This is a genomic window from Pseudoalteromonas sp. Z1A2, assembly GCF_011378755.1.
In the GTDB taxonomy this organism is placed as follows: domain Bacteria; phylum Pseudomonadota; class Gammaproteobacteria; order Enterobacterales; family Alteromonadaceae; genus Pseudoalteromonas; species Pseudoalteromonas distincta.
In genome coordinates this window covers 103,342-125,418 of sequence record NZ_WTKX01000011.1, presented here as the reverse complement: position 1 = coordinate 125,418, position 22,077 = coordinate 103,342, and the positions used below count along the sequence as shown (strand labels likewise).

General features: G+C 40.0%; 19 protein-coding genes. 7 read left to right on the top strand and 12 right to left on the bottom strand.

The features are described 5' to 3' along the window. The first annotated feature begins 88 nt into the window (after positions 1 to 88). A complete protein-coding gene (locus GQR47_RS09995; RefSeq protein WP_154903876.1) occupies positions 89 to 1,306 on the top strand; it encodes a hypothetical protein in 1,218 nt (405 codons plus the stop codon). Between the two features lie 660 nt (positions 1,307 to 1,966). Here GQR47_RS09995 and GQR47_RS09990 read toward each other — a convergent pair. The 6 genes from GQR47_RS09990 to GQR47_RS09965 all read right to left on the bottom strand — a co-directional run bounded on the left by GQR47_RS09990 (position 1,967) and on the right by GQR47_RS09965 (position 8,155). Further along, a complete protein-coding gene (locus GQR47_RS09990; protein WP_024596316.1) occupies positions 1,967 to 2,251 on the bottom strand; it encodes an addiction module antidote protein in 285 nt (94 codons plus the stop codon). A gap of 5 nt (positions 2,252 to 2,256) precedes the next feature. Next, positions 2,257 to 2,553 carry a type II toxin-antitoxin system RelE/ParE family toxin gene (locus GQR47_RS09985; RefSeq protein WP_024596315.1) on the bottom strand — a complete coding sequence of 99 codons (297 nt, stop codon included), beginning with the start codon at positions 2,551 to 2,553 and terminating at the stop codon, positions 2,257 to 2,259. Between the two features lie 291 nt (positions 2,554 to 2,844). Next, on the bottom strand, positions 2,845 to 5,736 hold the full coding sequence (gene gcvP / locus GQR47_RS09980; RefSeq protein ID WP_154903875.1) for an aminomethyl-transferring glycine dehydrogenase: 2,892 nt from the start codon (positions 5,734 to 5,736) through the stop codon (positions 2,845 to 2,847). Positions 5,737 to 5,911: 175 nt separating this feature from the next. Further along, positions 5,912 to 6,301, bottom strand: a complete 390-nt coding sequence (gene gcvH / locus GQR47_RS09975; protein ID WP_002958029.1) for a glycine cleavage system protein GcvH — start codon at positions 6,299 to 6,301, stop codon at positions 5,912 to 5,914. Positions 6,302 to 6,374: 73 nt separating this feature from the next. Further along, positions 6,375 to 7,457 carry a glycine cleavage system aminomethyltransferase GcvT gene (gene gcvT / locus GQR47_RS09970; RefSeq protein WP_024590230.1) on the bottom strand — a complete coding sequence of 361 codons (1,083 nt, stop codon included), beginning with the start codon at positions 7,455 to 7,457 and terminating at the stop codon, positions 6,375 to 6,377. Between the two features lie 98 nt (positions 7,458 to 7,555). Beyond that, positions 7,556 to 8,155, bottom strand: coding sequence for a hypothetical protein (locus GQR47_RS09965; RefSeq protein ID WP_002958026.1), 600 nt, complete (start codon positions 8,153 to 8,155; stop codon positions 7,556 to 7,558). A gap of 126 nt (positions 8,156 to 8,281) precedes the next feature. Here GQR47_RS09965 and GQR47_RS09960 point away from each other — a divergent pair, with 126 nt between their 5' ends. Next, positions 8,282 to 9,127, top strand: coding sequence for a LysR family transcriptional regulator (locus GQR47_RS09960; protein ID WP_002958025.1), 846 nt, complete (start codon positions 8,282 to 8,284; stop codon positions 9,125 to 9,127). 212 nt (positions 9,128 to 9,339) lie between these two features. Then, on the top strand, positions 9,340 to 11,496 hold the full coding sequence (locus GQR47_RS09955; RefSeq protein ID WP_154903874.1) for a TonB-dependent receptor: 2,157 nt from the start codon (positions 9,340 to 9,342) through the stop codon (positions 11,494 to 11,496). Between the two features lie 219 nt (positions 11,497 to 11,715). Here GQR47_RS09955 and rlmB read toward each other — a convergent pair whose 3' ends face one another. From rlmB to GQR47_RS09925, 6 genes are all read right to left on the bottom strand, one after another. Continuing rightward, a complete protein-coding gene (gene rlmB, locus GQR47_RS09950; protein ID WP_002958023.1) occupies positions 11,716 to 12,459 on the bottom strand; it encodes a 23S rRNA (guanosine(2251)-2'-O)-methyltransferase RlmB in 744 nt (247 codons plus the stop codon). Next, the gene (gene rnr / locus GQR47_RS09945; protein ID WP_024594628.1) at positions 12,456 to 14,951 is read right to left on the bottom strand and encodes a ribonuclease R; all 2,496 of its coding nucleotides are present in this window, start codon (positions 14,949 to 14,951) and stop codon (positions 12,456 to 12,458) included. The genes rlmB and rnr overlap by 4 nt, the downstream gene beginning before the upstream one ends. A gap of 201 nt (positions 14,952 to 15,152) precedes the next feature. Further along, complete coding sequence (locus tag GQR47_RS09940) at positions 15,153 to 15,887, bottom strand: enoyl-CoA hydratase/isomerase family protein (RefSeq protein WP_024594629.1); 735 nt, start codon at positions 15,885 to 15,887, stop codon at positions 15,153 to 15,155. 98 nt (positions 15,888 to 15,985) lie between these two features. After that, positions 15,986 to 16,600, bottom strand: a complete 615-nt coding sequence (locus tag GQR47_RS09935) for a response regulator transcription factor (RefSeq protein ID WP_024594630.1) — start codon at positions 16,598 to 16,600, stop codon at positions 15,986 to 15,988. Continuing rightward, entirely contained in the window at positions 16,600 to 17,700 is a 1,101-nt protein-coding gene (locus tag GQR47_RS09930; protein WP_024594631.1) for a sensor histidine kinase, read from the bottom strand. The genes GQR47_RS09935 and GQR47_RS09930 overlap by 1 nt, the downstream gene beginning before the upstream one ends. Further along, positions 17,697 to 17,867 carry a hypothetical protein gene (locus GQR47_RS09925; protein WP_164487629.1) on the bottom strand — a complete coding sequence of 57 codons (171 nt, stop codon included), beginning with the start codon at positions 17,865 to 17,867 and terminating at the stop codon, positions 17,697 to 17,699. Before GQR47_RS09925 ends, GQR47_RS09930 begins: the two co-directional genes overlap by 4 nt. Before the next feature lie 159 nt (positions 17,868 to 18,026). On the opposite strand from GQR47_RS09925, the gene GQR47_RS09920 reads away from it, so the two are divergent. The 4 genes from GQR47_RS09920 to queG all read left to right on the top strand — a co-directional run bounded on the left by GQR47_RS09920 (position 18,027) and on the right by queG (position 22,060). Continuing rightward, on the top strand, positions 18,027 to 18,893 hold the full coding sequence (locus GQR47_RS09920) for a DMT family transporter (protein WP_024594632.1): 867 nt from the start codon (positions 18,027 to 18,029) through the stop codon (positions 18,891 to 18,893). Next, the gene (locus GQR47_RS09915) at positions 18,890 to 19,594 is read left to right on the top strand and encodes a glycerophosphodiester phosphodiesterase family protein (protein WP_024594633.1); all 705 of its coding nucleotides are present in this window, start codon (positions 18,890 to 18,892) and stop codon (positions 19,592 to 19,594) included. The genes GQR47_RS09920 and GQR47_RS09915 overlap by 4 nt, the downstream gene beginning before the upstream one ends. Positions 19,595 to 19,639: 45 nt before the next feature. Continuing rightward, on the top strand, positions 19,640 to 20,860 hold the full coding sequence (locus GQR47_RS09910) for a methyl-accepting chemotaxis protein (RefSeq protein ID WP_024594634.1): 1,221 nt from the start codon (positions 19,640 to 19,642) through the stop codon (positions 20,858 to 20,860). Positions 20,861 to 20,926: 66 nt separating this feature from the next. Then, positions 20,927 to 22,060: a tRNA epoxyqueuosine(34) reductase QueG gene (gene queG / locus GQR47_RS09905; protein ID WP_024594635.1), complete on the top strand. Its 1,134-nt coding sequence runs from the start codon at positions 20,927 to 20,929 to the stop codon at positions 22,058 to 22,060. Positions 22,061 to 22,077: the final 17 nt, after the last annotated feature.

Genomic DNA, 22,077 nt, shown 5'->3' with positions numbered 1-22,077 from the left:
CACGAAATTCTGATGTATAGCGATTTGATTTTTTCATAGTTCCAGTTTCTCAAGTTATTGAGTCTCTGGCAAACACGGGGCGATTCATATGAATATTAACCCTTTACAATCTTATAAAGTTATTTTCGACAAACTCGGTCTCCTTGAGGAAATCGAGCATGGCGATAATGAGTACAAAGGTTGGGTGCCTCTTGATAAAAACATAATTGAAGACTTAAAAGTTTTATCTACCTATGATTTAACTACCAGTAGCTATAAATATAGAAAAGGAGATTCAAATGGAATTACTTCTCTTATCAATCTTGAAAGTCTAAAAGATACCTCTGGTACTGATATACAAATAACTCTCCTTTCTAATGAAATCAAGAGAGATTACGCCGTTTGCTCCAACTGGAATAAATTATTATCTTACCCTGATAAAATTCAAAAACCTGTAGAAAGTATTTTCTTTACTGAAAGTAAAGAATTAATCGAAACCGGTTCAGATTGCTTAAAGTTTAAAAATTATAAAAAAATTAGTCATGTTGTTAATTTAATTAAAGAACTAGCAAGAGATACTAACGGGGGAAATTCAACAATTATCTATGAAAGAGCACTGAAATTTGAATTTACTCTTTTAGAAACTGACCTTAACAGCTCCATTGATTTAGAAGCAGTAATTAAGCTATTGAAAAAAGATTTACATCAAGAAGCCATAACTTGCTTGATATGTAAAGAAATGGTCGTTTTTTTGAAAGATATTGATGTGAACAAACGTTTTAGCCATTTAATTCAAAATCTTAGCTCTTTTGTTTCAAACGTCCTGTTGAGTTACCAAAGCTACGTTGAAAATTATACTTTTGATAAAGTTAGAAGTGAATACATTGAAAAAAAGACAGAATATATCACTCGGGTAAATAATGTTTTTGACTTAGTTTCCACTAAGATGCTCTCTTTACCAGCAGGTATTTGGTTCGCAACTTCACAAATCACACCATCATCTTTTGATAGCGTTGATTTTATTAAGAATATTGTCGTTTTAGTAACCATACTTATACTAGTAATAACTTTAATTTTAAATCTTTCTGGAAATTTTTCTACTTTAAATAATGTAAAACAAGAATATGATGAGGTCTTTTCAAACCTCATGAATACAGTTAAAAGTTCAAAAGATGAGCATGTAGAAGAGCTTTCTAGTATCACTGATGCGAAAAATACTATTGAAGGCGAATACTTAAAAGTTGAGATGAAGTTATGGTTTTCGATAGTATCGTCGGTGATTTTTTTCTTGATGACGCTCATAATTTTTATAAAATCTTTTAATTAAATTTTTTATCCAGTTTAAAATTCACTCCCCCTAAAACTTGGCACTCTAACGCAAACCTTAACGGGATTGCAGGAGTGCCAAGTGAACTTAAACCATTACCCCTATTTAAGCTATTTCAATCAGCGCCCGAAAGTGCAAGCCGCAATTGCACCGAAAAAATGTAGAAGGTCATAAAAATGCAGAGGGTCAAGTCTTACTTCTTGCCGAGACCAAACACCAATCTCACGTTTAACATCCTTCCCCCGTCATCACGCCCTGAAAATAAGCAATTGATGAGTAATACATTTCATGGATGAAATGAAAGCCATGCTTGCACATGGATGTGCTTTCATGGCGGTTACGTTCACATCAATTGTGGTTTGAAGGATTAAGCGTGATGCTCGGGTGCGCTGAGAGTGTCCAGAGAGGGACCAGCGGCAGCCCCTCTTTGGCTGCCGTCGCCAGCGCGACTAAACCTTGAATAAGGTTTCTAATTTCTAGAAGTGCCAAACGTATTCGCGTTATCTGTAAGAGTAATCTCAAACACCTATTCAAATACTTATTCGGGCTATCGCCCGCGCGTCAGCAAGCTAAACGCCTACAACTAATAACATATACTCTTGGCTTTTGAGCGAGTAAGTATATTTGTGATTTGTTGGGTTTCGTTGCACTCTACCTAGCCTATGCAATTTGTGTTGTAAGGCGAAAGTTAAGTGCTTTCATCACTTTAAAAATCGTTTCCCAACGTGGCTTGGTTTTACCGTTAACTGCTTTATATAAGCTTTCACGGTTTAACCCCGTTGCTTTAGCAATATCACTCACGCCATGCTTTTTAACTAATAAGCCCAGTGCTTCAATAAAGGTATTTGGATCATCATCAGCTAAACACTCTTCTAAAAATGTATTAATTTCTTGCTGTGTTTCCATATAGTCAAACGGGTTAAAATCTGATGTTTGTAGCGCCATAATAATTACTCCAATTCTCTTAAAAGGGCTTTTGCTTTGGTAATGTCTTTACCTTGTGTGCCTTTGTGTCCACCATTGAGTAGTAAAATAACTTCACCGCCTCTAATTACGTAATAAACACGATAGCCTTTCCCTACGAAAATTCGCATTTCAGATATGCCACCACCAACAGATTCACTATCGCCAAAGTTTCCATTTATGGCACGTGTAATACGTTTAGCTATTGCCATAAAAGCTTGACGATCTTTGAGCTTTTTAAGCCATTTATCGAACTCGTTGGTTTTCTTAATACGATATTTCATAAAACCATTGTAGCCCAAAGGCTACGTGCGTGCAATTTTATTTAAGTGATACCGAATTTTGATTTAACAATCAACGCGTCAGCAAGCTAAACGCCTACAATAAATAACACATACTCTTGGCTTTTGAGCGAGTAAGTATATTTGTGATTTGTTGGGTTTCGTTTCACTCTACCCAACCTACGCCCATATTATTTATAGCGAATCACCACACATAAAAAAGCCGCTACATTGCTGCAACGGCTTTTTCAATTTTATAAATTCCCAATCTTTAATTGGAAATTTTAAAAATTATCAATCTCTATATGTCTCAACCGCTGGGCATGAACATACTAAGTTACGGTCGCCGTATACGTCATCAATACGTGTAACGGTTGGCCAGAACTTGTTTTTAGCTACTGCAGGTACTGGGAATGCAGCGTAAAAACGGTCGTACGCGCGGTCCCATTCGTTACCTAACACATCGCCTTGTGTATGCGGTGCAAACACTAGCGGGTTGTTTTCGATTGACCATTCGCCAGAGATTACTTTTTCGATTTCGCCTTTAATTGACACCATTGCTTCGATAAAGCGGTCAATCTCACCTTTTGATTCAGACTCAGTTGGCTCAATCATTAATGTGCCAGCTACTGGGAACGACATAGTTGGTGAATGGAAGCCGTAATCTTGCAAGCGCTTAGCTACGTCCATTTCAGTAATGCCTGATAGCTCTTTAAGCGGGCGTAAGTCAACAATACATTCGTGAGCAACACGGTTGTTACGACCACGGTATAAAATTGGGAAGTGCTTGCTTAGCTCATGCGTTAAGTAGTTAGCATTAACAATTGCCATTTCAGTGGCTTGTTTTAAGCCCTCTGAACCCATCATGGTAATGTAAGCCCATGAAATAGGTAAAATAGCGGCTGAGCCGTAAGGCGCGGCCGATACCGCACCGTTACCTATGTTAGTACCTGGTACGTTAATTACGCTGTGGTTTGGCATAAACGGCGCAAGGTGCGATTTAACACCAATTGGGCCAACACCTGGACCACCGCCACCGTGTGGAATACAAAATGTTTTATGCAAGTTTAAGTGCGATACGTCAGAGCCAATAAAGCCTGGGCTTGTTACACCAACTTGCGCGTTCATGTTAGCGCCGTCCATGTAAACTTGGCCGCCGTGCTGGTGAATAATGTCACAAATTTCGCGAATTGTTTCTTCGTATACACCATGCGTAGACGGGTATGTGATCATGATGCACGATAAGTTTTCAGACACTTCCTCAGCTTTCGCTTTTAAATCGGCCATGTCTACGTTACCGTTTTTGTCGCAGTTAACTACTACAATTTTCATGCTCGCCATTTGCGCTGATGCAGGGTTAGTACCGTGCGCAGAGCTTGGGATCAAACATACATTACGGTGTGCATCCCCTCGTGACTCGTGGTATTTACGAATCGCGATTAAGCCTGCGTATTCACCTTGCGCGCCAGAGTTTGGCTGTAGTGATACTGCATCGTAACCGGTAATGTTTACTAGCCAGTCGTGTAGCTCGCCAATCATTATTTGGTAACCCTCTGCTTGATCAAGCGGGCAGAATGGGTGAAGGTTTGCAAACTCAGGCCACGTAATTGGGATCATCTCAGCAGTCGCGTTTAGTTTCATGGTACATGAGCCTAACGAGATCATTGAGTGATTAAGCGATAAGTCTTTGCTTTCTAGTCGCTTAATGTAGCGAAGCATATCTGTTTCGCTGTGGTAGCTGTTAAAGTTTGGATGCGTTAGTACTTCGTCATCACGTACTAAACTTGCAGGAATTGACTCGCTGCCATTTGCTTCAACGTCGGCCGCAATAGCGTCAACACTTAGGCCATGACCTTCGCCTAAAATAATATCGAATAACTCAGTAATATCGGCACGTGTTGTAGTCTCTGATACCGAAATTGAGTACTCCCCTTCGTGGTTTGTTGCAAAGTTTACGCCTTTTGCAATTGCACGCGCAATTACGTCATCTTTGCTGTCGTCAACGATTGTTAGCGTATCAAACCAAGTACTGTGCTTAAGTGCAATGCCTTTAGCTTTTAGGCCACTTGCTAAAATATCAGCAAAGCGATGTATACGCTGCGCGATAGTTTTTAAGCCTTGTGGGCCGTGGTACACCGCGTAAAACGCTGCCATGTTGGCAAGTAATACTTGCGCTGTACAAATGTTTGAGTTGGCTTTGTCGCGGCGAATGTGCTGTTCGCGCGTTTGCATTGCCATACGTAGTGCGTCGTTACCTAAACGGTCTTTAGATACACCAATAATACGACCTGGTAATGAACGTTTGTATGCGTCACGTGTTGCAAAAAATGCAGCGTGTGGACCGCCGTAACCCATAGGTACGCCAAAACGCTGAGCCGAACCAAGTACTACGTCTGCGCCTAGTTTACCCGGCGCTTTTAACAGTAATAAACTCATTATGTCGGCAGCAACACAGGCAATGGCCTTTTTGCTTTGTACGCCAGCAATTAGGTCAGTTATGTCTACCACTTCGCCTGATGTAGTTGGGTATTGGAACAATGCGCCAAATATGTCGTGGTTTACGGCATCTTCTGCCTTACCTACAATTATTTCAAAACCAAACTGCTCGGCACGCGTTGTTACTACGTCGATTGTTTGTGTGTGTACGTCGTCGGCAATAAAAAAGGCATTGGCTTTTTTAGCTTTTGATACGCGTTTTGCAAGGCCCATAGCCTCTGCAGCCGCTGTTGATTCATCAAGTAATGATGCGCTTGCTAAATCAAGACCTGTTAAATCTAGGGTCATAGTTTGGAAGTTTAATAATGATTCTAAACGCCCTTGTGCAATCTCTGGCTGATACGGTGTGTACGCTGTATACCAACCTGGATTTTCTAGTACGTTACGTAAAATTACGTGCGGTACGTTAGTTGGGTGGTAGCCTTGGCCAATGTACGATTTGAAAACTTTATTTTTGCTTGCTACTGATTTTAAGTAGCTTAGTGTTTCAACTTCAGTACGGCTTTGTCCAACTGTTAACGGTTGCTCTAGACGAATGCTAGCCGGTACAGTTTGGTCAATGAGCTCTTGCACACTCGATACTTCTAAAGCACTTAGCATATCGCTTACTTGTGCTGGGCTTGGCCCAATATGGCGGCGAATAAAATCTTGCTTTTGCTCTAGTTCTTCAAGAGATTTGGCGTTTGACATGTGTCCAGATTCCTATGATCCAAAAAATGTGGCTACTGCTGATGGGTAAACAGCAATAACTTAAAATTCTTATAATTTAACAGCTTACTTTGTATGGAAAAGTTAACTGTAAAATCATAAAAGCCCCGATATCTAAATAAAACACACGGGGCTTTTAGTTATCTACAAAGAATAATTATTCTTCGTCGATAGTGTGCGAGTAACCTTCAGCGTCTAATAAGTTGTCTAGCTCAGACTCGTCAGATGCTTTTATACGGAATAACCAACCGTCGCCGTAAGCGTCGTTGTTTACTGTTTCTGGTGAGTCTTCAAGTTCTTCGTTAATAGCAACAATTTCGCCACTGATAGGTGCGTAAATGTCTGATGCTGCTTTAACTGACTCTGCTACTGCACAGTCTTCGCCAGCGTCTACTTCGTCGCCAACTTCTGGTAATTCAACAAATACCATGTCGCCAAGAAGTTCTTGTGCATGCTCAGAAATACCAACAGTAAATGTACCGTCGCCTTCGTTACGAACCCACTCGTGTGAAGGTGCGTATTTTAACTCGCTAGGAATGTTGCTCATTTTATTTGTCCTTTGGTTTATATTGGGAGGATATCAATCACTGTAATTACACTGATTGATATAACCAAATTATTTAAATTATTGATTTACCGTTACGTACAAAGCTAGGCTTTACTACTTTAACGTTTACTAATTTTTTACGCATTTCTACTTGAGCTGTATCGCCTGTTGAACGTGGTACACGTGCAAGGGCTACACTAAAACCAAGTGTTGGTGAAAAAGTACCAGAAGTAATAATACCTTCACCACCATCAACAATTACTTTAGAACCGCTACGCAAAACGCCTTTTTCTTCAAACACTAAGCCAACTAGTTTGTCTGTGCTTTTTTCTGCGCGTTGCTTAACAAGTACGTCACGACCAATAAAGTCACGATCTTCTGGTTCCCATGCAATGGTCCATGCCATGTTAGCTGCAAGTGGTGATACGCTTTCGTCCATATCTAGGCCGTAAAGGTTCATACCTGCTTCTAAACGTAGCGTGTCGCGTGCACCTAAACCAGCAGGTTTAACACCTGCGTCTAGCAATTGTTGCCATAAATCGGCTGCTTGGTCGTTCGGTACTACTATTTCGTAACCGTCTTCGCCAGTATAACCCGTTGTGGCAATAAATAAATCACCTACTTGAACACCAAAAAATGGCTTCATACCTTCAACAGCGGCTTGTTGCTCAGCATTTAAAAGAGTAGCTGTTTTTGCTTTAGCGTTAGGGCCTTGCACTGCAATCATTGCAAACTCTGGGCGCTCTGTAACAGTTACGTCAAAGTCGCTCGATACGTTAGCTAAATGCGCTAGGTCTTTTTCGCGCGTCGCTGAGTTAACAACTAGGCGGTAAAACGTTTCACTAAAGAAATAAATAATTAAGTCGTCTATTACACCGCCTTGCTCGTTAAGCATGCCTGTGTAAAGCGCTTTGCCTGGTACGGTTAATTTTGCAACGTCGTTAGCTACTAGCTTACGTAAAAATGCTTTTGCTTGAGGCCCTTCAATATCAACAATAGTCATGTGTGATACGTCAAACATACCAGCGTCGGTACGTACGCTATTGTGTTCTTCTATTTGTGAGCCGTAGTTGATTGGCATTTCCCAGCCATGAAAATCAACCATTTTTGCGCCCGCTTCTAGGTGCTTAGCATGTAGTACAGTTTTAGAAGTCATAACATTCCTTCACGTTTAAATTAACCCTGTTTAGGGCGTGGCTTAAATAGATATAAAAACAGGTAAACATTGTTATGCTCGCCTGTTGTTTTTATTCGTTATGCGGCTTCACTATGCATAAGTGCAAAGCCTTGCGCTTGCATGTAGCTTTGCCATTTTTGTAATTCTTGTTGTTTAGCTACTAATACAAAGTGTTGTTCGTCGTTTTTATCAATGGCGGTAATAAATACATCACCGCTTTGTGCACCGTAGCAAAGTTGCGCGTCAGAAAGGCGCAAACCTGGTGTTAATTTAAAAGCATTTACTAGGGTATCAAATGCGTTGTCGCCACTTAAAATAAAGCTTGCTAGGTCGGTGCGTACTACATAATCAATATCAAAACGTAATTGCTGCTCGTTTATAAGCGCTTGTAGTTGAAGGCTTGCGTTGTGTGGTAGTACGAATCTAAAGGCGGTTTCGCTAAAGTAATAAACAGCAAAACTGTAGTCTGAATTATAGTCGCCATCAAGCGTGCCTTTTAAGCCTAAACCGCTGGCGGTAAGCTTAGTTAAATCAAGGCCTAAAATAGTGCTTAAAAATACACTGGTTTCGGTTCCGCTAAAATCCATTACAACGTGATTGTTGTTAGTTTGCAAAGCGTTAGTAACCGCACTACTTGCGTTGCTGTGGCGGGCAAACATTATTGGGTTAAAAGTCATAACAAACACCTGTGTATTTTCGATTACAAAAGTATATTGCCCACGTCTATCAACAACAAATTGTAATTATTTATCAACTGATAAATAATACTTATATATATGGCTATATAAATTGTAATTTTAAATATGAAAAACATATCAACAGACGGTTTACGTACTTTTGTAATGGTAGTTGAAATAGGTGGCTTTGCTAAAGCAGGCGATTTACTTGGCCTGTCGCAACCTGCTGTAAGTTTGCAAATCAAGCGCTTAGAAGACGTGCTCGGCTATAAACTATTTAAAAAACAAGGGCAGCGCCAAGTATTAAACCAGTACGGCGAGCTATTATTGCCTATGGCAAAACAAATGATGCAACACAACGATGCTATTTTGCAGCAGTTCACCTCAGAAAACATTGCAGGTAAAGTGCGCTTGGGTATTCCGAGCGAATTTGCAGCGCGTATTTTACCCTCAATTATTGGCGACTTTGTGGCGCTCTACCCTGAGGTGTCGTTAGAGGTTAAGTCGCGTTTAAGTAAGCATTTGCTTTCGGCTTCTCGCCAAGATCAGTTTGATTTAGTACTTGCGCTAAATGAGCGACTCAACTCTGATAAGTTTCCTATTTTTATGCAAGACGAACTAGTGTGGGTGGGCGACCTGTCACTTGCGCATAATGAGGTGGTTACCCTAGTTACCGCACCAGAGGGATGTATTTATCGTCGCCGTGCTACTGATGCATTAAAAAGTGCAGGCATTAAATACCGAATAGTTTATAGCAACGCCGATTTAACCGGCCTTATTGCTGCATTAAAAGAAGGCTTAGGTATTACGGTACTTGCCAAAAGTACAGTACCGAGTGAGCTTAACTATCAGGTTCAAACCAAGCATTTACCAGCTCTTGGTAATATTGGTATTAGCTTGGTTAAAAGTTCGGGTGAGTCGGAAAATGCGGTAGATAAACTCGCTGAATTTATAGCTCTACGTTTGGGCTAGCGCTTACGTAGCACATATAATTCGTTCAGCCTTTATAGTTAGTAAAACAATTACAAAACAATACAAAAGAAACAATTTAGTTAATTAAGTTGCATAAGCAGGTGTTTTTAGTTCTATTAAACTGAATAATTAAATAGTTAATAACATTGATTCGTATTCGTTAACGTGTTCAAATTGCGCCAATTAAGATAATTGACATGATTAGGAACACAATGAACCCTAAGTTTTTAGTATCTACTTTAGCAACTGCGGTTGCTTTGTCTTTTAGTGCTACTGCAATAGCAAAAGACACCAGCAATAAAGAACAACGCTTTGAACAAATTACTGTTATTGGCTCTCAGCAGGCAATTAACGATATTCCTGGTTCGGCTACATTTATTTCTGAAGAAGATCTGCAAAAATTCCAGTTTACCGATATTTCTCGCGTTTTAGCGTCTGTTCCGGGCGTTTACGTGCAAGAAGAAGACGGTTATGGCCTTCGTCCTAACATTGGTATGCGCGGTACAGGTACTGGCCGTAACGATAAAATATCAGTAATGGAAGACGGTGTCTTAGTTGCACCAGCACCATATTCAGCACCTTCTGCATACTACTTCCCTACTATGGGTCGTATGGAATCTATTGAAGTATTAAAAGGCGCAGCCTCAGTTAAGTACGGCCCGCGTACTACAGGTGGTGTTTTAAACTTACTTTCGCGCAGCTTACCAACTGAGCCAAATAGCTCAAAAGGTATGGTAGATGCAGCCCTTGGTAGCGACGGTTACTACAAAGGCCACGCTTACTTTGGTAAAGAAAAAAATAACACAGCGGGTTTAATTGAAGTATTTACTTACGGCGCAGACGGCTTTAAAGAGTTGCCAGTAGGCAATGACAACACCGGCTTTGAAAAAACAGATTTACTATTAAAGTTTGGCCATACGTTTGGTCAAAACGATGCGCATAATCTTGAGCTAAAAATTAAGTACTCTGACGAAACATCAGACGAAACATACATGGGCTTAACTGACGAAGACTATCAAGAAAGTCCTTACCGTCGTTATGCTGCATCGCAAAACGATGAAATGAATACGCGCCACAACGCATACCAACTTAACTACGCGTACCGTTTTGGTGATGGCTATGAGTTTTTAGCTACGGCTTACTTAAACGATTTTCATCGTAACTGGTATAAAGCCAGCAGCGTAGGCTTAAGTACTCTTGAGCAGTACAGCGATTTTGAAGCAAACCCTACAAGCGAAGGTATTGAAGGTATTGGCGTTAAAGCTAATAACCGCGACTACCAAGCTAAAGGTATTCAGTCTGAATTACATATTCCTGCAGGCGATCACTATGTGACTGTTGGCGTACGTTACCACGAAGACGAAATGGATCGTTTTCAGTGGGAAGACAAATACACACTTAATCAAGACCTAAGCTTAACGCTTACAAAGCAAGGCGTTCCGGGCTCTGATAGCAACCGCGTAGATAGTGCAGAAGCAAGCACCTTGTTTATTCAAGACGAGTGGACAATTGATGCATTAGTAGTAAGTGCAGGTCTTCGTTATGAAGACATTACGATTACGCGTGAAGAGTGGTCTAAATCAGATCCAACACGCAGCAACGGTTTAACTAAAGATGTGTCGAACGACACTGAAATTTTAGTGCCGTCACTAGGTGCTACATACACGCTTAACGAAAACGTAACGCTACTTGCGGGCATTCAAAAAGGTTATGCACCAGCAGCACCTGGTAATGCAGACCAAGAAGAAGAAGAAAGTGTAAACATTGAGTTTGGCTCTCGCTTTAATATGGATGGCTTTAGCGGTGAAGTAATTGCTTTTTACTCAGATTACGACAACATGCACGGTAACTGTACTGCAGCGGTTGGTTGTAGCGACGACAACATTGGCGACCAATACAACTACGGTGAAGTAGAAGTAGCAGGCTTTGAATTTAGTGCAGCACGTACGTTTGCAACTGATACAGCTATGTTCCCAGTTAAATTAACGTACACCTACACAGACTCTGAGTTTAAAAACGATTTTGATTCAGAAATTTGGGGCGCGGTAGAAAAAGGCGATGCAATGCCTTACGTACCAGAAAACCAAGTAGCGTTATCATTAGGTGCTGAGTTTTCTGCGTTTGTAGTTAACAGCCAAATACGTTACGTATCTGATGCGCATGCTAACTTAACTGAGGCGGGCTTAAACGCAATTGATAGCCGCGTAGTATGGGATTTAGCTTCTAAATACTTAATCGATGAAAATCAAAAAGTATACCTAAGCGTTGATAACTTGTTTGATAAAACATACGTTGCTAACCGTTCAAACGGTGGCATTCAGCCAGGTAAGCCGCGTACGGTACAGATGGGCTACACATACTCATTCTAACGAGTTAAATAGCTCTCTAGCTGCGTTAAAAATAACTCATATAAGAACAACTATATTTCGTTATTTTTGCCTTGCTATAGAGTTATTTTCCTATCGCTATAATAGAGCATCAATTCAGTACAATTGGTGCAAAGTTAAAGCGGAAATTACAGGCACAAAAAAGCCGAGATTGAATTTCAATCTCGGCTTTTTAATACATAAAACTTATCGTTTTATATATTAGTTATTTGCGTTACGTTGGCGTAATACTTCAAACAAACAAATACCCGTGGCTACCGATACGTTTAAGCTTGAAACAGTACCCGCCATTGGGATTTTAACGAGCATATCGCAATGCTCACGCGTTAAGCGTCGCATGCCCTCGCCTTCTGCGCCCATAACAATAGCCATTGGCCCCGTTAAGCTTGCGTCAAATACATGGTTATCAGTTTCGCCAGCGGTGCCTACAACCCATACGCCTGCATCTTTAATTTCGCGAAGCGTACGTGCAAGGTTAGTCACTTGAATAAGCGGTACTGTTTCGGCTGCGCCACAGGCCACTTTACGTGCGGTACCGTTAAGCTTAGCCGACTTATCTTTAGGTACAATCACAGCGTGAACACCTGCCGCGTCTGCACTACGTAGGCATGCGCCTAAGTTATGCGGATCGGTAATACCATCAAGCACAAGTAAAAACGGTGTGTCTTCACGAGCGATTATCGCATCAAGATCTTTTTCATTAAACGTTGGCGCTGCTTTTACGTTAGCAATAATACCTTGATGCTGCTCACCTTTTGATTTGCTATCAAGGGCTTTACGCTGCATAAACTGTACTGAAATACCAAATTTACGTGCTTCATCAATAATCGGAGTTGAGCGTTTGTCGTCACGGCCTTTAAGGGCGTAAATTTCTACAAAGCGCTCTGGTTCGCTTTCTAAAATTGCTTCAACAGAATGAAAGCCAAAAATTAATTCATTACTCACGTATTGTCTGCTCCTGGGCTAGTACGTTTGCGGGCATTTTTGCCTGCTCTTTTAGGCTTTTTAACGGCCTTCTTCTTTGGTTTTTTCTTTACGGCAGTGTCTGCTGCTTTTTTATCTGCAGGTTTTGTTGCAGACTTATTTGCAGGCTTGCCTTTATCTTTATTTGCTGGCTTTTTTTTACCTTTTGGTTTGTCATCGCTGTGCGACTTTTTACCTGGTACTTTGCCTGCTTTTAATTGCGAACGCACACTTGCTGGCGCATGCTCAGACTTACCTGAACCTTTTTTTGGTGCACGACGACGTGAGTATCTGTCTTGTGCAACATCGCCTTTAAGCGTTAAGTTTATACGGCGATCGTCTAAACTAACCGACGCAACTTTAACTGTTACTTTATCGCCAAGGCGATAAACTTTGTGAGAGTGCTCACCTATTAGGGTGTGTTTTGCAGCATCATGCGCAAAAAACTCGTCGCCTAAATTAGTAACGTGTATAAGCCCATCAATTTGTAAATCATCTAAACGAATAAACAAACCAAAGTTAGTGACCGATGAAATAACACCATCAAACTCTTCACCTACATGGTCTTGCATAAACTCACATTTAAGCCAATCAGCTACTTCGCGAGTTGCATCATCGGCGCGGCGCTCTGTTGTAGAACACTGCTCACCAAGTTGATCAACTTCATCGTCGGTATAAGCGTATTCGCCAGACGTTTGCTGACCTTGTGCTTTTATTACGGCTTTAATAGCACGATGCACTACTAAATCTGGGTAACGACGTATTGGCGATGTAAAATGCGCGTAAGCCGATAACGCTAAACCAAAGTGACCAATGTTATCTGGCTGATATACAGCTTGTTTCATTGAACGCAGTAACATAGTTTGAATAAGTTCAGCTTCTGGGCGGTCACCTAGTCGCGCTAATACTTGCGTTATTTCTTTTGGTGTTGGCTCGTCGCTTAATGTACTTTCAATACCTAACTCGCCTAAAAACTTAGTAAAGTTACCTAGTTTTTCTTGATCTGGTTCGTCATGCACGCGATAAAGCGCGCTTGCTTCATGCTTTTCAAGAATTTTAGCCGCTGATACGTTGGCTAAAATCATACATTCTTCAATGAGTTTGTGCGCGTCGTTACGAATAACAGGCACTATTGATTCTATTTTACGCTGAGCGTTAAATACAAAACGTGTTTCTAGGGTTTCAAACTCTATGGCACCACGGTCTTGGCGTGCTGCTTTAAGTGCCATGTACATTTGCTGTAAATCAGTTAAATGTGGCACAACGGCTGAGTATTCTTCGCGTAGTTTTTCGTCGTTTTGTAAAATGGCATTTACTTTGGTGTAAGTTAAACGTGCATGCGAGTTCATTATCGCTTCGTAAAACTTATAACCCGAAAGTTTACCCGCGCTCGACACGGTCATTTCGGCAACCATACATAAGCGATCTACTTTTGGATTAAGCGAACATAATCCGTTAGAAAGCACTTTTGGTAGCATCGGAATTACTTGCTCAGGAAAATACACTGAGTTACCACGCAAAATTGCTTCTTTGTTAAGCGGCGTGTTCATTCCTACGTAATGCGATACATCGGCAATAGCAACCCATAAGCGCCAGCCACCTGATTTTTTAGGTTCACAATATACGGCGTCATCAAAGTCGCGTGCATCTTCGCCATCAATAGTTATAAGTGGTAAATCACGTAAATCTACACGACCTTGTTTGTCAGCTTCTTCAACAAATTCACCTAGATGAGCAACTTGTGCTTCAACTTCTTCTGGCCATACATGTGGAATATCGTGATTGCGCAGTGCAACTTCAATTTCCATACCTGGGGCTAAATGCTCACCAAGTACATCTATAACTTTACCTACCGCGTTCATGTTACGGCTTGGGTTTTGCGTAATTTTAACCTGCACCATTTGGTTATGGCGGGCACCGTTTTCGTTGCCTGGTAAAATCATTATATCTTGCGTTATGCGCGGGTCTTCAGCGACTACAACAGCAACACCGTGCTCAACAAAGTAACGGCCAACAATTGGCGCGCGCTCGTTAGTAAGCACTTTTATAATACGTGCATCGCATTTTGAGCCAGAACCACGTTTAGTGCCTTTAGCTAGTACAATGTCGCCATGTAACACCATATTCATTTGGTGCTTAGCAATAAACCAATCTTTACTCTCGCCTTCAACTTCTAAAAAGCCGAAACCGTCTCTGTGGCCTATTACTTTGCCTTTGGTTAAACCGGCTTCGTCAATTAGGGCGTAGCATTTAAATTTATTGAAATACAGCTGTCCGTCACGCTCCATAGCGCGAAGGCGGCGTTTAAATGCTATTTGGCGTTCGTCATCGTTTACTGCTAGTTCTTCACATAATTGCGCGTAGTTAGCAGGCTTTGAACGCTCTTGAAGGTGAGTAAGTATAAACTCACGACTAGGGACTGGGTTTTCGTACTTTTCTTGTTCTCGACTGAGATTTGGATCTTGGTTTGACATTCACTATCTTGTTAGTTGGTTATGTAGGTATTTTAACCCATATAGTTATAATGAGACAGGTAAAAGCTATTAAACTTTTAAGAAAGCACTTTTACCTTGCTGTTTACCTTGCTGTATAGTTTAAAAATCTAGCGCAATGGGGCTTAACGACCCCTTAACTGCAAAGTGTTTAGTCATCTCGTAGCAATGCTAAAATCTATACTATTTTTTTTGTAGGTTTTTCCACAGCAGTTTACTTATATTATCAATAAAGCTTGGATCTTCTTCTTTCATCGTAAGTAAAATCTGCTTATTCATTTGTGTTTTATTTTGAGCGTAAATCCAACGATTTTTATTAAATTGCTGGGCAAACTCAAGTGCACCCGCTTGTAGTTCGTCGTTATTTGCAAACACAGCTTCAACTACTTTGTTCTCTAGCAACTGCTGTGCACCAACCCGCTCTCCTGACATAGCTAGACGATTAAAGAAAGTTTGCGAAATAGCCTTATTAATTATAGGAAACATCGACGGAACAAACGGCACCACTACATCCACTTCAGGAAAACAAAAAAAGCCTTTGTCTGATTTCATAAATCTAAAGTCGCACGCACACGCAAGTACAGAACCATTACCATAGGTATGCCCGTTTAACGCAGCAATAATAGGCATAGGAAAAGTAACTATGCGTTTAAATAAGTCACTTATTTGAATCATAAAGTCTGAAATTGCTGCAGGTAAAATACTTGGATTAGACATCCATTGAAGGTCGATACCCAATGACCAGTTTTTATCACTTGAAGACGTTAAAATAACTGACTTAATATTTTGTTCTGCTTCAATGTGGTCTAGGTGTAAATTAAACTCAGCCAAAAACGCTGGGTTGTGGCGGTTTTCAGCGGTATTCATGGTGAGTATAGCGATATTATTTTTAGTTGTTAGTTCTATTAAATTTGCCATTAAAACCTCTTTTAGCGCGTTTTAAGCTAATTTTAAGCGCTGTTCGTTACTTTTACATATCATAGTAATACTTTGCTTATAATTTATAAACCCACTAATTAAAGCCACCCTTTTTGTTTAGCTATACGCGCAGCATCTATGCGGTTAGTAGCGTTTAATTTTGAAATGGCATCCGATAGGTAGTTACGCGTAGTCCCTTCGCTAATAAATAGCTGCTTGGCTATGTCGCTTGTTTTAAGGCCATCGCTTGCAAGTTTAAGGGCTTTTCGTTCTTTATCCGTAAGTGGATCTGCGTCGTCTAATGCATTAATAGCAAGCTCTGGGTCAATTACCTTTTGTCCCTGCATTACTTTTTTAAGCGCATTTATTAACTCTTCACTTGGTGCTTCTTTTAAAATAAAACCTTTTACGCCAGTCGTAAGCGCTCGCCTAATATAACCCGCACGAGAAAATGTAGTCATAATAACCATTTTTATAGCAGGAAATTTAGCGGCTATTTTTTCGCTAAGCTCTATACCATTCATGGTTGGCATTTCTATATCGGTTAAAATTATATCGGGATGTAAATCACTATCAAGTGCCTCAATTGCATTAAGTGCATCTTGCCCGTTACTTGCTTGCCCAATAATCTCAATATTAAAATCAAGCCCTAACAATGCTGCTACTGCGTCGCGTACAAGCGCCTGATCTTCCACTAAATATACTCTGATCATTATAAATCCTTAGCTGTAATTGGCAGCACTACTTTTAAAGTAAAATTATCGCCACAGGTAAATGCTGCACTGCCATTTAGTTGCTCTGCTCGCTCTTTAATACCATTTAGGCCATTGCCCGAATTCAATGTACTGCACGGACCATGGTCAATTACGGTTATAAGTAACTGCTGCGCTGTTTGTTCTATATTTATTTCGCAATTTTTTGTGTTGCTATGGCGTAATAAGTTAGTAACTGCCTCTTTAATTATAAGGCCTGCTATACCCTCTACTTTAGCGGGCAGAGCATTTAAAACCACATTAAATGAAACGTTAAATCCTTGCTCTATTAACCTTTGCTTTAACTGTGCTACTTGGCTGACAAGATTAAGCTGTTTTAAATCACTTACGGCGCTTCTTACATCGCTAAGCAACTGCCTTGCCAAATCGGCCACTTGTGCAATTTCGCTATTTGCTTGAGCGTATCGCTCTCCTTGGTTTAATTTATTAGCAAGCTCAGCCTTTAGAGCAATAGATGACAATGAGTGGCCTAAAATATCATGCAAGTCGCGAGCTATTCGTTCTCGCTCTGCAATAGCTGCTAATTGCTCTAGTTGGTTAGCGCTTTCTTGTTCGCGCTTTTTGTATAAGCTTTCTCTTTTTGCTGCAATACCGTAACTAAATAATGTGGCGCAAAGAATCAAAGCAACGCCTAAAAAGTATTGAACCTTACCTATATCTCCAATATATGTGCTTAATAAAACCGTGAATATAATTGCGATCGCAGCATAAATTCTTTGACGGTAGCTGTAAGAGTAGCCTGCTATGTAGGCTACGAAACCAAATAAAGTAGGCGTACCTGTGGTGTAAAAAGTAGCGCAAAAACAAATTAAAAGCATGGCTACAAATAACTTAGTCACCCCTGCACTTTTACAGTTTATTGCTTTTATATACAAAAGAATAAAAGCAACATAGAAGGCTAAAGACATAACAATTTGGTTAACGGTAAAGCTCGAAAAATTAATTATTAGCGGGAGTAAATAAAAGCCGGTAAAAATTAAATGTCCATATTTCCAAAAACCTTTATCGCTTTGTTGAGAAAAGCTGCTTAACGAGCTCATACTAATACCTCAGGCATATTATTTTTACTTATAGCACTATTTTTATTAATAAATATAAATAACATAAAAATGCATACCAGCATAAAGCAATCTGCGTACGTAATAGTAAAACTTAACGCCTCTAGCACTTCATTAATAGTTAAGCTGATTAAAATTAAAGAATTCATAATTACCTCCTGTTGAGTAAGGTAACTATGCCCGCGTACAAAAATAATAAGAGTGTGAAGTGTCATCAACTTTAATGACTTTTGTCATGCGGTAAAAAATTCATCTTAAGAATTTTTAAGCAATGTTAATATATTCAAAAAGTACAACAAGGAAACTAAATGCAGCCTCAGCAACAAAGTTTAATTTATTTACACATAGCGGTATTACTTTTTGGCGGGACCGCTCTATTTGCCAAACTTATTGGTTTAAATGCTTTAGATATTACCGTTTACAGAACTGCAATTGCAGGAATGGCTATTTTAGCCATGCTTTATTTTCAAAAAAAACAAATTAAACTCAACAAACCTAAAGACTATCTTATTGCGTTATTTTTAGGTGTTGCGGTGGGTATTCACTGGGTTACCTATTTTGCTGGTATGCAAATGGCCGGTATAACTATTGGAATGCTGGCATTTTTTAGCTACCCCGTAATGACGGTGTTTTTAGAACCCTTATTTAATAAAAGCAGGCCAAAAGCAAAAGATATAATAAGTGCAGCGGTGGTTGTTTTAGGTATTTACTTATTAGTACCAAGTGCAAACTTGGGCGATGATGTAACCCTAGGTGTAATAACAGGTGTGATATCAGCATTGTTTTTTTCAATAAGAAACATTACTCATAAGCGCTACTTTAGCCAATATGGCGGGCCGCAAACGATGTTTTATCAAACCTTAGTGGCAAGCATTATGTTGTGTGCATTTATAGAAGTACCAGTGTATGAGGTTAGTAATCATGACCTGATTTTAATTGCTGTAGCGGGTGTTATATTTACAGCTACACCGCACTCGTTATTTGCAGCAAGTTTAAAGCATTTATCAGCGGCAACTGCGGGGTTAATTTCTTGCTTGCAGCCACTTTATGGCACCATACTGGCTATAGTAATTATTCATGAACGTCCTACTGTTATGACGTTAGTTGGTGGAGCACTCATAGTGAGTGCCGCTTGTTTTGAAACGTGGTCAATCACTAAAAAGGCTCGACAATGAAAGTATTTGCACACCGTGGTGCCAGTGGGGATTTTCCTGAAAACACCAAAAGCGCTATTTTAGAAGCGTTAAAAGTAGGTGTTGATGGTATTGAAGTAGATATTCAAAGTTCCTTCGATGATTACATGGTAATACACGATTCATGGCTTGATAGAACCACCAGCGGTAAAGGCAGGGTGAGTAACTTTACCGCTCATGAGCTCTCTAAGCTTGATGCTGGAAATGGTGAAAAAATTCCTACTCTTCAGCAGCTGTTTGATTGGAATAACAATAAATCTTTATTAAATATTGAGCTTAAACACACGTTTGCACTAGAAAGGTTTGTGGCTCAATTAGAACAAAACATTGAAGCTAAAAAAATATCGAGAACCAATATTTTAGTATCATCGTTTGATCATCATCAACTACAGTGGCTTAAAAACAAGCTACCATGGCTTAAAATAGGCGCCCTTACTTCTTCTATTCCAATTAACTATGCAAAGTTTGCTAGTGATTTAAACGCTTATAGCGTACATGCAGATAAAACCTTTATAAATAAGGCCTTTGCAGAGGATGCAAAAAAAAGAGGCCTAAAGATTTATGCTTATACAGTCGATAGGAAAGAAGATATAGCGCTAATGCTTGAGTATGGCATAGACGGAATTTTTACAAATTACCCAGCGCGAACCAAAGCTTACTTGTTGTCGTTACAAAAAGGCTAACTTACATTCCCCTCACTTAAATAACAATCGTAGGGCTTGAGCATAATGAGTGGTTTCATGAAAATTTATAACTATATAGAGCAAACATTCTTTTTTACGTTAACCCGTAAAATAGTCGGTAATTTAAGTTTTGTATTATTGTTCCAAGCAATTACGTTATTTTGGCTGCATCAGAGTTTAAGCGAACAACAGCAAAGTACAGGGCTATTTTGGCTGCTTACGCTTGTGATTATATCTGGTTTTATTTTTACTCTTTTTTATATGCGTTTTTTAATTGTTCGCCCTGTTACTGCTATGCGCGATACTTTGATAGAAATAAACCAACAAGATGCAAATTTAGCAGCAAAACTTCCCCACTTTTCGTATGACGAATTTAAAGATTTAAGTTCACAATACAATATATTTACTGCCCATTTAAGTGAGTTACTCAGCACAACATATAACAGTGCTCAAGCGAGTGCACACAGCAATACACAAGTCACTGAATCAATGAAAAATACTGAGCAATCAAGTGAGCAACAAATACAGTTAAGCCACAGTATTATTAATGCCAGTATGCAAATAACCCAAAGCTTACAAGGCATAGTAAATAATACAGATAGCGTACATAACGTTAATAATGAACACCTTAACTTTGTAAAACTATCTGCGTCAGAACTCGCTGCTTTAGTAGAGCAGGTAAAACTTATTACTAATATGCTAGGTAGCTTTTCAAATACAATTGCGGGACTAAAAGAGAACAGTGAAAACATTCGTAGTATTTTAAAAATGGTTGAAGAGTTTTCTGATCAAACTAATTTGTTAGCCCTCAACGCCGCAATAGAAGCAGCTAGAGCGGGTGAAGCTGGCAGAGGATTTGCCGTAGTTGCAGACGAAGTACGCACGCTTTCAATAAAGGTAAGTGGCGCAACTAGGCAGATTAGCGACTTTATAAGTCAGATGAATGATTTGGTAAACGAGACAAATAAAGAGTCAGAGCAATTAATGACTCACTCTAATAACGCACAAAGCTCAATTAGTGCAACCTGTGATGGCTTTACTAAAATGCTTAGTGAGTTTGAGCACAACCAGCAGCAGCTGCAACAAATAGCCAGTGCTGTACATTTGCTTGAGGGCACCCAAAGTACGACTCACCAATCGGTAGAGCAAATCGTAGCTTTAGGGGAGCAAGCTAAACAACAAATAGATACGGCATTAGCCGATAGCGAGCAATCTCAACAGCTTAGCTTACAAACCCAACAACAGTTAAAGCGCTTTGTGCACTAAGAAGCGTTTTCGGGCTCAGATAAATATGGTAAATTACGCAGCTATTAATTTAAGTGTGTAAAGCGTGTGAGCAACCCTACCCCAGACTATGAAAAATTAGCCCTGCAAATAAAAACCTGGGGGCAAGAGCTTGGCTTTAGCGAAGTGGGCATTACTGATATTGACTTATCTAAGCACGAAGCCCAATTGCAACGTTGGCTTGATGCAGGCTACCACGGCTCGATGGATTATATGGCTGCCCACGGTATGAAACGCGCCCGCCCTGCTGAATTAGTGCCTGGTACACAACGTGTTATATCCGTAAAAATGAATTATCTGCCTCCCGATGCTGGCTTTGCAAAAACCTTAAAAAATAAAGAAAAAGCATATATAAGCCGCTATGCATTAGGTCGTGATTACCATAAATTAATGCGTAATCGTTTAAAAAAACTCGGCCAAAAAATAGAGCAAGAAATTGGCGAGTATGGCTTTAGACCCTTTGTAGATTCAGCCCCTGTACTTGAGCGTCAACTTGCCGAAAAAGCCGGCTTAGGGTGGCGTGGTAAGCATTCGTTATTAATTAACCAAGAAGCTGGGTCGTGGTTTTTTTTAGGCGAGCTATTTATTGATTTACCTCTACCAATTGATGCAGAAAACACCTTTGAAGGCTGCGGTAAATGCGTTGCTTGTATTACTCTTTGCCCAACAGGTGCAATTGTAGAGCCCTACGTTGTTGATGCACGTAAATGTATATCGTATTTAACCATAGAACACCAAGGGCCAATACCAGAGCAGTACCGAACTTTATTAGGCAATCGTGTTTATGGTTGTGATGATTGCCAGTTGGTATGTCCTTGGAATCGTTATGGACAAATAACTGACGAAAATGACTTTCATCCTCGCACTCAATTAAAAGATAAAGATTTACTTGAGCTGTTTGCTTGGGATGAGCCTACATTTTTAAAAAACACCGAAGGCAGCCCTATTCGTCGCATTGGTCACGAACGTTGGTTACGTAATTTAGCAGTTGGTTTAGGTAATGCAGAATTCAGCCCCGCTATTATTAATGCCCTACAAGATAAAAGCCAAATATGCAGCGAACTTGTTTTAGAGCATATTGAATGGGCACTTGCTCAGCAAAACGATAAACAACGATTACAAATTCGTAAAACAGCTAGGTTAATTAGAATTGTAGAAAAAGGCTTACCAAGGGATGCATAGCACCGCTTAAGTAAACT

Bases quoted from the DNA above. Each gene is read 5' to 3' on its own strand.
- GQR47_RS09995 (WP_154903876.1), top strand. From the start codon at position 89: ATGAATATTAACCCTTTACAATCTTATAAAGTTATTTTCGACAAACTC.
- GQR47_RS09990 (WP_024596316.1), bottom strand. From the start codon at position 2,251: ATGGCGCTACAAACATCAGATTTTAACCCGTTTGACTATATGGAAACA.
- GQR47_RS09985 (WP_024596315.1), bottom strand. From the start codon at position 2,553: ATGAAATATCGTATTAAGAAAACCAACGAGTTCGATAAATGGCTTAAA.
- gcvP (WP_154903875.1), bottom strand. From the start codon at position 5,736: ATGTCAAACGCCAAATCTCTTGAAGAACTAGAGCAAAAGCAAGATTTT.
- gcvH (WP_002958029.1), bottom strand. From the start codon at position 6,301: ATGAGCAACATTCCTAGCGAGTTAAAATACGCACCTTCACACGAGTGG.
- gcvT (WP_024590230.1), bottom strand. From the start codon at position 7,457: ATGACTTCTAAAACTGTACTACATGCTAAGCACCTAGAAGCGGGCGCA.
- GQR47_RS09965 (WP_002958026.1), bottom strand. From the start codon at position 8,155: ATGACTTTTAACCCAATAATGTTTGCCCGCCACAGCAACGCAAGTAGT.
- GQR47_RS09960 (WP_002958025.1), top strand. From the start codon at position 8,282: ATGAAAAACATATCAACAGACGGTTTACGTACTTTTGTAATGGTAGTT.
- GQR47_RS09955 (WP_154903874.1), top strand. From the start codon at position 9,340: ATGAACCCTAAGTTTTTAGTATCTACTTTAGCAACTGCGGTTGCTTTG.
- rnr (WP_024594628.1), bottom strand. From the start codon at position 14,951: ATGTCAAACCAAGATCCAAATCTCAGTCGAGAACAAGAAAAGTACGAA.
- GQR47_RS09940 (WP_024594629.1), bottom strand. From the start codon at position 15,887: ATGGCAAATTTAATAGAACTAACAACTAAAAATAATATCGCTATACTC.
- GQR47_RS09935 (WP_024594630.1), bottom strand. From the start codon at position 16,600: ATGATCAGAGTATATTTAGTGGAAGATCAGGCGCTTGTACGCGACGCA.
- GQR47_RS09930 (WP_024594631.1), bottom strand. From the start codon at position 17,700: ATGAGCTCGTTAAGCAGCTTTTCTCAACAAAGCGATAAAGGTTTTTGG.
- GQR47_RS09925 (WP_164487629.1), bottom strand. From the start codon at position 17,867: ATGAATTCTTTAATTTTAATCAGCTTAACTATTAATGAAGTGCTAGAG.
- GQR47_RS09920 (WP_024594632.1), top strand. From the start codon at position 18,027: ATGCAGCCTCAGCAACAAAGTTTAATTTATTTACACATAGCGGTATTA.
- GQR47_RS09915 (WP_024594633.1), top strand. From the start codon at position 18,890: ATGAAAGTATTTGCACACCGTGGTGCCAGTGGGGATTTTCCTGAAAAC.
- GQR47_RS09910 (WP_024594634.1), top strand. From the start codon at position 19,640: ATGAGTGGTTTCATGAAAATTTATAACTATATAGAGCAAACATTCTTT.